The 12,209-nt window shown below is 66.1% G+C and carries 8 protein-coding genes; 3 read left to right on the top strand and 5 right to left on the bottom strand.

Going from position 1 to position 12,209, the window contains the following annotated elements; translation table 11 throughout:
• Positions 1-72 precede the first annotated feature (72 nt).
• A complete protein-coding gene (gene dnaE / locus Q4G14_RS03790; protein WP_303360393.1) occupies positions 73-3,555 on the top strand; it encodes a DNA polymerase III subunit alpha in 3,483 nt (1,160 codons plus the stop codon).
• Positions 3,556-3,638: 83 nt separating this feature from the next.
• Here the strand turns inward: dnaE and Q4G14_RS03785 are convergent, their stop codons facing one another.
• Positions 3,639-5,276, bottom strand: coding sequence for a long-chain fatty acid--CoA ligase (locus Q4G14_RS03785; RefSeq protein WP_303360487.1), 1,638 nt, complete (start codon positions 5,274-5,276; stop codon positions 3,639-3,641).
• Between the two features lie 135 nt (positions 5,277-5,411).
• Between Q4G14_RS03785 and Q4G14_RS03780 the strand changes: the two genes are divergently transcribed.
• A complete protein-coding gene (locus Q4G14_RS03780) occupies positions 5,412-6,407 on the top strand; it encodes an LLM class flavin-dependent oxidoreductase (protein ID WP_303360392.1) in 996 nt (331 codons plus the stop codon).
• 8 nt (positions 6,408-6,415) lie between these two features.
• Positions 6,416-7,525, top strand: coding sequence for a class I SAM-dependent RNA methyltransferase (locus Q4G14_RS03775; RefSeq protein WP_303360391.1), 1,110 nt, complete (start codon positions 6,416-6,418; stop codon positions 7,523-7,525).
• Positions 7,526-7,657: 132 nt separating this feature from the next.
• Here Q4G14_RS03775 and Q4G14_RS03770 read toward each other — a convergent pair whose 3' ends face one another.
• From Q4G14_RS03770 to Q4G14_RS03755, 4 genes are all read right to left on the bottom strand, one after another.
• Positions 7,658-8,962, bottom strand: coding sequence for an FAD-binding oxidoreductase (locus tag Q4G14_RS03770; RefSeq protein WP_303360390.1), 1,305 nt, complete (start codon positions 8,960-8,962; stop codon positions 7,658-7,660).
• A gap of 488 nt (positions 8,963-9,450) precedes the next feature.
• Positions 9,451-10,812 carry a glutamine synthetase family protein gene (locus Q4G14_RS03765; protein ID WP_303360389.1) on the bottom strand — a complete coding sequence of 454 codons (1,362 nt, stop codon included), beginning with the start codon at positions 10,810-10,812 and terminating at the stop codon, positions 9,451-9,453.
• The gene (locus Q4G14_RS03760; protein ID WP_303360388.1) at positions 10,809-11,411 is read right to left on the bottom strand and encodes an FMN-binding negative transcriptional regulator; all 603 of its coding nucleotides are present in this window, start codon (positions 11,409-11,411) and stop codon (positions 10,809-10,811) included. The genes Q4G14_RS03765 and Q4G14_RS03760 overlap by 4 nt, the downstream gene beginning before the upstream one ends.
• Complete coding sequence (locus tag Q4G14_RS03755; protein WP_303360387.1) at positions 11,411-12,106, bottom strand: type 1 glutamine amidotransferase; 696 nt, start codon at positions 12,104-12,106, stop codon at positions 11,411-11,413. The genes Q4G14_RS03760 and Q4G14_RS03755 overlap by 1 nt, the downstream gene beginning before the upstream one ends.
• Positions 12,107-12,209: the final 103 nt, after the last annotated feature.

The raw sequence follows: 12,209 nt of genomic DNA, 5'->3' as shown, positions 1-12,209 counted from the left end.
TCCGGTCAGATTAGCCCCTAACCGCTGCGACCGGCAATTGCACAGATCGCGCCCCGCGCCTAGGTTGCCGTCATGTCACAGCCCACCGAACTGCCCCGCTTTATCCACCTGCGCTGCCATTCCGAGCATTCCTTGCTGGAAGGTGCCATTCCCGTAGGCAAACTGGCCAAACTGGCCGCCGCTGCCGGGATGCCCGCCGTGGCGCTGACCGACAGCAATGCCATGTTCGCGGCGCTGGAATTTTCCGTCAAGGCGGTGGGCGAAGGCGTGCAGCCGATCATCGGTTGCCAGATCACGCTGGCCCCCGATGGCGGGCCTGCCGGGCCGGTGGTGGCCCTGGCGCAGAACCGTGCGGGCTGGCTGAACCTGATGGCGCTGTCGTCCTGCCTGTATCTGCGGCAGGGGGGCGCACCGGCGCATGTGACGGTCGAGGAACTGGAATCCCATGCCGAGGGGCTGATTCTGCTGACCGGCGGGGCAGAGGGCAGCATCGGGCAGATGATCGCCGCCGGTCACGCCGATGCGGCGCGGGCCTTGGCGCAGCGGCTGGCGGCGGGTTTTGCCGGGCGGCTGTATGTCGAATTGCAGCGCCATCACGACGCGGGCGGCAATCCCGTGCCAGCCGAGGTTGCCTCGGAACCCGGCCTGATCGCGCTGGCCTATGATCTGGCCCTGCCGCTGGTCGCCACCAATGACGTCTATTTCCCCAAGCCCGACATGTATGAGGCGCATGACGCGCTGATCTGCATCGCCGAAAAGGCTTATGTCGATCAGCCCCAGCCCCGCCGCCGCCTGACGCCGCAGCATTACTTCAAAACCCCCGAGGAAATGGCGGTGCTGTTCGCCGATCTGCCCGAGGCGCTGGAAAACACCGTCGAGATCGCCCGCCGCTGCGCCTTTGCGGTGGCCAGGCACAAGCCGATCCTGCCCCGATTCGCCGATGACGAGGTGAACGAACTGCGCCGTCAGGCCAAACAGGGGCTGGCCGACCGGCTGGCGGTGATCCCTCATGCCGTGCCGGTCGAGGAATACGAAAAGCGGCTGGCCTTTGAACTGGGCATCATCGAACAGATGGGCTTTCCCGGCTATTTCCTGATCGTGGCCGATTTCATCAAATGGGCCAAGGAACATGACATCCCCGTGGGGCCGGGCCGGGGGTCGGGGGCCGGGTCGCTGGTGGCCTATGCGCTGACCATCACCGACCTTGACCCGCTGCGCTATTCCCTGCTGTTCGAACGGTTCCTGAACCCGGAACGGGTGTCGATGCCGGATTTCGACATCGACTTTTGCATGGATCGCCGGGAAGAGGTGATCCACTATGTTCAGCAGAAATACGGTGCCGACAAGGTGGGGCAGATCATCACCTTTGGCGCGCTGCTGTCCAAGGCCGCCGTGCGCGATGTGGGCCGGGTGTTGCAGATGCCCTTCGGTCAGGTGGATCGCCTGTCCAAGATGATCCCGGTCGAGGGGGTGAAACCCGTCAGCATCACCAAGGCCCGCGCCGACGAACCCCGCCTGCGCGAAGCCGCCCGCGAAGAAGTCGTCGCCCGCCTGCTGGATTACGCCGAAAAGCTGGAGGGGCTGTATCGCAACGCCTCGACCCACGCCGCCGGGGTGGTGATCGGCGACCGCCCGCTGGATCAGCTGGTGCCGCTGTATCGCGATCCGGCCTCTGACATGCCGGCGACGCAGTTCAACATGAAATGGGTGGAACAGGCCGGGCTGGTCAAATTCGACTTTCTGGGCCTGAAAACCCTGACGGTGATCCAGAACGCCGTCGATCTGATTAACGGCGGCGGGCGGCCCCTGCATGTCGCCGCCGATGGCCGCCGCCTGTATGACCCGCCCGATGGGGCGGAAAACCAGATCAACGCCATCCCGCTAGAGGACAAACCGACCTATGACCTGTTCGCATCCGCCCGCACGGTGGCGGTGTTTCAGGTTGAAAGTTCAGGCATGATGGACGCGCTGCGGCGGATGCGCCCGACCTGTATCGAGGACATCGTGGCGCTGGTCGCCCTGTATCGCCCCGGTCCAATGGAAAACATCCCGACCTATTGCGAGGTCAAGAACGGACTGCGCGATCTGGAATCCATCCATCCCAGCATCGACCATATCCTTGCCGAAACGCAGGGCATCATCGTCTATCAGGAACAGGTGATGCAGATCGCGCAGGTGATGGCGGGTTACAGCCTTGGCGGCGCCGACCTGCTGCGCCGCGCCATGGGCAAAAAGATCGCCGAGGAAATGGCCAAGGAACGGCCGAAATTCGTCGATGGCGCGGTGGCCAACGGTGTCGATGCGAAAAAGGCCGGTGAAGTTTTCGACCTTTTAGAAAAGTTTGCCAATTACGGTTTTAACAAATCCCACGCGGCGGCCTATGCGGTGGTCAGCTATCAGACCGCATGGCTCAAGGCGAACCATCCGGTTGAATTCATGGCCGCGGTGATGAACTGCGATATTCACCTGACCGACAAGCTGGCCATCTACAAGCGCGAGGCGGACCGCATGGGCATCGAGATCGTGCCCCCCTGCGTCAACCGCTCGGCCCCCAGGTTCACCGTGGCCGAGGGACGCATCCACTATGCCCTTGGCGCGCTGAAGGGCGTGGGGCTAGAGGCGATGCGCCTGATCGTGGAGGCGCGCGGCGACACGCCCTTTGCCGATCTGACCGATTTTGCCCGCCGCGTCGATATGAAGCGCGTGGGCAAGCGTCCGCTGGAAATGCTGGCCCGCGCCGGGGCGTTCGATGTGCTGGATGCGAACCGCGCGCGGGTGCTGAAATCGCTGGATGCGCTGGTGGCGTGGTCGGCGGCGGTGCAGGAACAGGCGGCATCCAACCAGTCGTCGCTGTTCGGCGGCGGCGAGGATCTGCCCCCGCCGCGCCCGGCCACCGCCGCCATCTGGTTGCCGACCGAAAAGCTGGGCGAGGAACATACCGCCATCGGCTTTTACCTGTCGGGGCATCCGCTGGACGATTACCTGCCCGCCCTGCGCCGCAAAAAGGTGCAGACTCTGGCGGAAATCGTGGCCGATGCGGCGGGCGGCCCCCTGGTCGCCAATATCGCCGGCACGGTCGGCGCGCGGCAGGAACGCAAATCGGCCAAGGGCACGCAATATGCCTTTGTCAGCCTGTCCGATCCCACCGGGCTGTATGAGGTGACGGTGTTTTCCGATCTGCTGAACGCCAGCCGCGACAAGCTGGAACCGGGGCAGAACGTGGTCTTGCAGGTCAAGGTCGAGCCATCGGGGGATGAGGTCAAGATGCTGGCCAATTCCGTCACGCTGCTGGATCAGGTGATCGCCGATGCGGGCGCGGGTGCGCTGGCGGTCGAGATCGCCGATGCGGGCGTGGTGCCGCAACTGGCTGAAATGCTGGCCCAGATCGGTCAGGCGGTCAGCGCCAGCCCGCGCGCGCGCGGCCCGATTCTGCTGCGCCTGCCCGATGAGGGGCGGATCGTGGAAATTCAGGTCGCCGACAACCTGCCCGTCACCCCGCCCGCGCGGCAGATGCTGCGCGCCGTGCCCGGCGTGCTGGATGTGATCGAACAATAACCCGCCGCGCCCATGGGGGCAGAAGGGGTGGGGCAGGGGCACCAAGGTCGCGCCCCTGCGGCGGCGCGGTATGTGCGGCGGTCTTACAGGCCGCGCCCTTCCTCGGGCCACAGCACATCGCCGTATTCGGCCCGCAGATCGGCCTTGACCACCTTGCCGGTGGCACCCAGTGGCAGGGTCTCGACAAAGATTACCTTGTCGGGGATTTGCCAGCCCGGCACCTTGCCCTTGTAAAACTCCAGCAGTTCCGCCTCGTCCAGCCCGGATTGCGGGCGGGGCTGCACGATCACCACCGGGCGTTCATCCCATTTCGGATGCCGCGCTGCGATGGCGGCGGCATTGGCGACCTTGGGATGGGCGATGGCGATGTTTTCCAGCTCGACCGTGGAAATCCACTCGCCCCCGGATTTGATGATGTCCTTGGACCTGTCGCGGATAATCATGAAACCGTCGGCGTCGATGGTGGCAATGTCGCCGGTGTCGAACCAGCCATCCCATGTCAGCGCGGTTTTTTCCTGCGCGAAATAGGTGTCCACGATCCAGTGGCCCTTGATCTGCAATTCGCCCTGCGTCTGCCCGTCATGCGGCAGCGGCTGGCCGTCATCGCCCAGAATCCGCAACTGCACCCCCAGCAGCGGGCGACCCTGACCCTGCCGGATAAGGTCGGCCTGATCGCCGGGCAGGGCGTCGTGTTTCGCCAGCGGAAAGTTCATCGTCCCCAGCGGGCTGGTTTCCGTCATGCCCCATGCGTGGATCAGCTCAATATTGTGGCGGTCACGAAAGGCCGCGCGCATCGAGGGCGGCAGCGCCGATCCGCCCACAACCGTGCGCGTCATCGAGGATACATCCGCGCCCGTCGCCTCGATCCCGGCCAGCAGGCCCATCCAGATCGTCGGCACGCCCGCCGATACCGTAACCCGCTCGGCCTGAATCAGCCGGGCCAGATTTTCGCCGTCCAGCCGCGGGCCGGGCAGCACCAGCCGCGCGCCGGTGGCGGCGGCCATATAGGGCGTGCCCCATGCGTTGACGTGGAACATCGGCACCACCGGCATCACCGTATCGCGCGCCGTGATGCCAAAGCCTTCGGCCTGATTGCCGACCAGCGCGTGCAGCAGGGTCGAGCGGTGCGAATAGACCACCCCCTTGGGATTGCCGGTCGTCCCCGAAGTATAGCACAGCGAAGACGGCGCGGTTTCGTCGATTTCGGGCCACGGAAAGGCCGGGTCGCCTTCGGCCAGCAGGTCATCGTGGAACAGCAACCCGTCGATCTGGGCGGCGGCGGATTCATCGCGCGGGCCCATCAGCACCACGGCGCGCAGGTTCGGCAACTGGTCGCGGATCTTGGCCACCAGCGGCACGAAGGTCGCGTCGATGAACAGCATCCGGTCGGTGGCGTCGTTGATGATAAAGACCATCTGTTCGGGCGACAGGCGCGGGTTGATGGTGTGGCACACCAGCCCCGCCCCCGGAACGCCGAAATACAGTTGCAGGTGGCGCATGTTGTTCCATGCCAGCGTGCCGATACGGTCGCCCGGTTCCAGCCCCCGCGCCAGCAGGGCCGAGGCCAGACGCCGCGCGTTCTGCCCCATCTCGCCCCAGGTGGTGCGGTCGAACCCGCCCTCGGTCCGGGCCGAAACGATCTCGGTCCCGCCGTGATACAGTTCGGCATGTTCCAGCAGGCTGCTGATAAGCAGGTGTTTGTGCATCATGCGGCCAAGCAGCATATGTATCCCCCCGAATTCCTCTGGGTTCGCATGATGCGACTGCGTTGTGGCACTGTCCAGCGGCCATTCGACGCATGGCAGCCATGCGGCCCGGAACTGGCAAGACGGCGCCGGGCTGCCTATCTGTGCGGGATGAAAACCTCGATCCTTGACCTGTCCCCCGTGACCGAGGGGTCTGACCCCGCCGCGTCGTTCCGCAACTCTGTCCGTCTGGCGCAGGCCGCCGAGGGCTGGGGCTATCACCGTTTCTGGCTGGCCGAACATCATAACATGGCCGGTATCGCCAGCGCCGCCACGGCGGTGCTGATCGGGCATGTGGCGCAGCATACGAAAACCATCCGCGTCGGTGCGGGCGGGATCATGCTGCCCAACCACGCGCCGCTGGCCGTGGCCGAGGCGTTCGGCACGCTGGCCACCCTGCACGGCCCGCGCATCGACCTCGGGCTGGGGCGCGCGCCCGGCGGCGATGGCGCGGTGATGGTGGCGCTGCGCCGGGGCATGGCGCGCAACGACCAGTTCCCCGATGACGTGATCGAGCTGCTGACCTATCTGGGCGATCCGCAGCCCGGCGCGCGTGTCGCGGCCCATCCGGGGCAGGGCACGCATGTGCCGGTGTGGATTCTGGGGTCGTCGCTGTATGGTGCCTCGCTGGCGGCGGCGCTTGGCCTGCCCTACGCATTCGCCAGCCACTTTGCCCCCGGCGATCTGGATCAGGCGGTGCGGCTGTATCGGGAAAAGTTCCAGCCCGGCCCGTGGGGCGATCAGCCGCGCTTCATGCTGGCCGCCAACCTGATCGCGGCGGATACCGACGAACAGGCCGCGCGGCTGCGCACCAGCCAGCAGATCAGCTTTTACCGGCTGCGCAGCGGCAACCCCGGCCTGATGCCGCCGCCGGTCGATGATCTGGATGCGGTGGTGCCGCCCCAGCATCAGGCGGCGGTGAACGCGGCGCTGGCTGTCAGCGCCGTGGGCGGCCCCGACACCGTGCGCACCCAGCTTGACGCGCTGATCGACCGCTATCGCCCGGACGAACTGATCCTTGCCGGCCATATCTTCGACCCGCAGGCGCGGCTGCGCAGTTACCAGATCGGTGCCGAAGTGCTTGGCCTGACGCCCGTTTCCGCTTAACCGGGCGCATGGACGACAGATTCGAGATATTTCTGGCCTGCGCGCCGGGGCTGGAACCTTTGCTGCTGGACGAGGCGCGGGCCTTCTGGCCCGATGCCGCGCAGGTGGCGGGCGGGGTCACGATCACCGGCGGCTGGCCCGATGTCTGGCAGGCGAACCTGAACCTGCGCGGGGCAACACGGGTGCTGGCGCGGATCGGATCGTTCCGGGCGCTGCATCTGGCGCAACTGGACAAACGCGCCCGCAAATTCGACTGGGGCGCGGTGCTGCGCCGCGATGTGCCGGTGCGCGTCGATACCACCTGCCGCGCCTCGCGGATCTATCACGCGGGCGCGGCCAGCCAGCGCATCGCCCGCGCCATAGCCGAGGAACTGGGCGCGCCCGTGGTCGAAAAGGGCGAGGCGATCACCGTCAAGGCCCGGATCGAGGATGATTTGGTCACGATCAGCGTCGATACCAGCGGCGAATCCCTGCACAAACGTGGCCACAAGCCGGCGGTTTCCAAGGCGCCGATGCGCGAAACGCTGGCGGCGCTGTTCCTGCGCGATTGCGGCTATACCGGAGCCGAGCCGGTGCTGGACCCGATGTGCGGATCGGGTACCTTCATCATCGAAGCGGCCGAAATCGCCGCCGGTCTGCAACCGGGCCGCACGCGCGATTTCGCCTTTCAGCAACTGGCCACCGCCGATGCCGCAGCCCTTGCCTCGCTGCGCCAGCCGACCCCGGCCCACAGCCCCGCCGCGCGCTTTTACGGCAGCGACCGCGACGCAGGCGCCATCCGTGCCGCCAGCCAGAACGCGCAATCCGCAGGCGTGGGCGCGTGGTGCGATTTCCAGACCAACCCGGTGTCGGCCCTCGAACGCCCCGACGGCCCGCCCGGTCTGGTGATCGTCAACCCGCCCTACGGCACGCGGATCGGCAACAAAGGCCCGCTGTTCGGCCTGCACGCCGCGCTTGGCAAAACCCTGCTGGACAAATTCTCGGGCTGGCGCGTCGGCATCGTCACCAGCGAATCCGGCCTCGCCCGCGCCACCGCCCTGCCGCTGCTGCCCCCCGGCCCGATCGTGGACCACGGCGGCCTGAAAATCCGCCTGCACCGCACCAATCCGCTGCCCTAAGCCCCCACCACAGCAGGGCATCACGCCCCCGCAACTGCGGAATGAATGGCGCCAAAACCCCGCCTCATCTTTGGTCCCTAAATATCCCACGGGGGTCCGGGGGTGTGAAACCCCCGGCCTTCGGGCGGCACGCTAAACCCCCAACCGATCCCGCAGCGCAAACCAGCTCATCCCCGCCACCAGCAGCGGCCAGCGCAGCAGCGCGCCGCCCGGAAACGGCGGCACCGGGACAGCCGCCAGGGCATCAAAGCCCGCTGCCTGCCCGCGCACCGCCTCGGCCATCAGGCGTCCGCACAGAGTGGCCATCGCGACGCCATGGCCCGAATACCCCCCGGCCGCCAAAGTATTCGGCGCGGGGCGCATCAGGCAGGGCATCCTGTTCATGGTGATGGCCAGCGTGCCACCCCAGGCGTGGGTCAGCTCGACATCCTCCAGCCCCGGATAAACCGACAGCAGATGCGGGCGCACCTTGGCGCGGATGTCGGTGGGAAAGCGATAGCCCAGATTCTCGCCGCCGCCAAAGATCAGCCGCCCGTCATCCGACAGCCGCCAGTAATTCACCACGAACTTGCTGTCGGCCACAGCGATGTGTTCCGCCAGAACCTGTGCCGCGCGATCCCCCAGCGGCGCGGTGGCGACGATGAAGTTGTTGATCGGCATCACCCGCGCCGCCACCCGCCGGTCCAGCCCGCCCAGATAGCCGTTGCCCGCCAGAATGACGTGATCGGCCAGCACCCGGCCGTGATCGCATTGCACCACGCTGGGCCTGCCCGCCGCGTGGCGGATGTCGCGCACCAGCGAGGCTTCAAAAATCTGCGCCCCGGCATCCTGCGCCAGCCGCGCCATGCCGATGGCCAGATTCAGCGGATGCACATGCCCCGCCCCCCGGTCCAGATCGCCGCCGATATAAGCGTCCGAGGGCACCAGCGCGCGAAATGCCTCGCGGTTCAGCGGCTGAACGCGGTCATAGCCGTAATCGCGGGCCAGACGCTCGGCCATGTCATGGGCGTGGCGCAGTTCGGCGGCTGTGCGGCAGGCATGGGCCACGCCGTCATGGACCGCCACCCCGGCCTGCGCGGCCAGATCGCGGGTCAGCGCCTTGGCGTCCTCGGCCATGGCCCATAATTGACGGGCGGTGTCGCGGCCATAGCGCGACTCCAGCCAGTCCACCTCTTGCCGCTGGCCCGATCCGATCTGCCCGCCATTGCGCCCCGAAGCCCCGAATCCGACCCGGTGCGCCTCGACCACCGCGACCGACAGCCCCGCCCGCGCCAGATGCAGCGCCGCCGACAGTCCGGTGTAACCCGCGCCGATCACCGCCACATCGGCGCGCTGTTCGCCGCGCAGGGGCGGCTGCGGATCAAAGGGCAGGCGCGTTTCGGCATACAGGCTGGGCGGATATTGCCCGGCGCGGTCATTGGCGAACAGAAGGTTCATCGGATTGCTCTACGGTCCATGTTGCGGGAAAGCCGCAGGCAGGCTTGGTTTCGTTACGCCGTGCCTGACGGGTTTCCGTTCCTGCCCCAGAATAGCGCGTTGTGTCGGCCAAGGCGATCTTTGCCGCGCAAGCCCGCACCCGCTGGATGGCGGCAAAGATTTGCAAGATGTTGTGACGATGGCCGGGGTCGCGATCTGGGTGCAGACGGCCTATATTCGGCCTGCCCGCTGTTCGGGCGGCTTGTTGGTCAGGGTGTTGCCATGTCTCTTTCCCGCCGCCGCGCTGATATGGCCCGGATGAAGGCGCGGGCGCGCAAGATCTATCCCCATGATAAAAGGCCAAAGCGGCGAATCATCTGGCGCTTTGTTCCTGCTGGATGTGCGGGAACCCGCGCCGCTATCTGCACGAGGTGACGGTGCAGGAACGCAAGGCCCCCAAGGCGGTGGATTGGGAATAACTCGCCGCCGTCATCGCAGACCGGCCCGCATCACACGTTCAACAGCAGATGTTCACGTTCCCATGGGCTGATGACTTGCAGGAACTCCTTGTATTCGTTGCGCTTGACCGATTCGTAAACGGCAACAAATTCGCTGCCCAAGACGCCGCGCATCGGCTCGTTTTCGGTCATCAGGTCCAGCGCGTCGCCAAGGTTATAGGGCAGTTCGTCCTGCGACATATAGGCATCGCCCAAGCATTCCGCGCGCGGGTTTTCCGCCTCGGTCAGCCCCAGATAGCCGCAGGCCAGCGATGCGGCCAGACCCAGATAGGGGTTGCAATCCATCCCCGCCAGCCGGTTTTCCACCCGCCGCGATTCCGGGCTGGAAATCGGCACGCGCAGCCCGGTGGTGCGGTTGTCGCGGCCCCATTCCAGATTGATCGGCGCAGCAAAGTCGGGGACATAGCGGCGATAGCTGTTCACATAGGGTGCCAGCAAGGCAACGGCGGCGGGCAGGTGTTTCTGCATCCCGGCGATGAAATGCAGAAATTCCGGCGCCTCGCGGCCCTGCGCGTCGGAAAAGATGTTCTTGCCGGTTTTCGCGTCCACCACCGAATGATGGATGTGCATGGCGCTGCCCGGTTCGCCCTCGATCGGCTTGGCCATGAAGGTGGCGAAACAGTCGTGACGCAGCGCGGCCTCGCGGATGAGGCGCTTGAAATAGAAAATCTCGTCGGCCAAGGCGACCGGATCGCCGTGGTTCAGATTGATTTCGACCTGACCGGCCCCGCCTTCTTGCAGGATGCCGTCGATTTCAAAGCCCTGCGCCTCGGCAAAGTCATAGATGTCGTCGATGACGCGGCCGTATTCATCGACCGCCGACATGGAATAGGCCTGCTTTGCCGCCGCGCGCCGCCCGGTGCGGCCCATCGGAGGGATGATCGGCTGGTTGGGGTCGGTGTTGCGGGCGACCAGAAAGAATTCCATCTCGGGGGCGACGACCGGGCGCCAGCCGCGTTCGTGATACAGGCCGACGACCCGTTTCAGCACGTTGCGCGGTGCGATGGGGACCGGCTGGCCCTGCTGGTCCAGCACGTCATGGATGACCTGCATCGTATAATCGGCGGTCCATGGCGCGGCGGTGGCGGTGGTGAAATCGGGCCGCAGGATCATGTCGGGTTCGGTGAACGCGCCCTGCGGGTTATCGGCCCATTCGCCGGTGATGGTCTGCAAAAAGATCGAGTTCGGCAGATAGAATTTTTCCTGCCGCGCGAATTTGGAGGCAGGCATCGCCTTGCCGCGCGCCACCCCGGCGATGTCGGCGACGATACATTCCACCTCGTCCAGGCGCTTGCCCTCGACATAGCGGCGGGCGGCGGCGGGGGCGTGGTTCAGCCAGTCGGGCGTGGTCATAAGTCACCTGTTGCGGCGGCGGCCAGCGCCGGATGAGTGTGTGCCAGCGCAGCGGCCACATTGGCGCGGTCGGCGGCGCTGCGGTTCTGGCTGGCTTTCCATTTGCCGGCGATGTCGGTGATGGTGATCTCGACCCCGACGATGCCGCGTTTCATCGCATTGATATAGCTGGCGGGCGCGTCGGTCACGGCCCATGGGTCGGGCAGGCCGGTTTCCATCTGCCGGGTCAGCGCCTCGATCTGATCGCCCAGCCAGTCGGCATCATCGCGCAGCCGGGCGGTGCCGCGCACCTGCACCATCAGATAGTTCCACGTCGGCACCACTTTGCCGGTTTCGGCCTTGGCCTGATACAGCGCGGGGGTGATGTAAGCCTGCGGTCCCTGAAACACCACCAGCACTTCGGCCCCGTCAAGCCCGGTCAGTTGCGGGTTGGCGCGGGCCAGATGCGCGCGCAGCAGGCCATCGCCGCTCATCTGGAAGGGCAGCGCATTTGCGCTCAGCCCCCCGGTGGCCGAGATCAGCAACCCCAGCGGATGCGCCGCAATCAGGCCCGCCAGAATTTCGGGCCGGGTTTCGGCGAAATGAGCGGGGCAATACATCAGGCCGCGCCCCGGACGCTGGCGCGGGGCTGTTTGAAGAACGCCTCGATCCGGTCGGCGATCAGGCCGCTGGATTTGGGTGCATCCATGCGGGCATTGGCGCGGTCCAGCAGCGTGTCGGGCACGGTGCTGGCGCGGAACTGCATCAGGCCCTGAACAAAGCGGTCCTCGAATTCGGGGTGGGCCTGCACGGTAAAGGCGCGGTCGCCGTAAACCAGCGCCGCATTTTCGCAAAAGCCGTTGCTGCCGCAGACGGTGGCCCCCGGCGGCAGGGCCGTGACCTGATCCTGATGCCAGGCGTTCAGCGTGACCTGCTGGCCGTCAAAGTCGTAATCCTGCGCGCCGACAGCCCAGCCGCCTGCGTATTTTTCAACCGTGCCGCCCAAGGCCTGCGCGATGATCTGGTGGCCGAAACAGATGCCCACCATCGGCACGCCCGCATCATGGGCCTTGCGGATGAAATCTTCCAGCGGAGGGATGAAGGCGTGGTCTTCGTATGCGCCATGGCGCGATCCGGTCAGCAGCCAGCCATCGGCATCGTGAACCGAGGCGGGGAACTGCATGTCCTCGACATGGTAGTGGCTGAAGTCAAACCCGCGCCCGGCCAGCATCCGGGTGAACATATCGGGATAGTCGCCCATCTCTGCCCTCAGCAGATCGGGCGACTGGCCGCATTGAAGGATACCGATGCGCATGGAAACCTGTGGTGTTTATGATCTGACGCAAAGGTAATGTGTCGGGCGGGGGGCTGGCAAGGGGGCTGGGTCCGGCGGGGTGGCGGGGCCGCAACCGGGGGCG

Origin of the sequence: Paracoccus sp. (in: a-proteobacteria), from assembly GCF_030538755.1 — a bacterium.
GTDB lineage: Bacteria > Pseudomonadota > Alphaproteobacteria > Rhodobacterales > Rhodobacteraceae > Paracoccus.
This window is presented reverse-complemented; position numbering and strand designations above follow the sequence as displayed.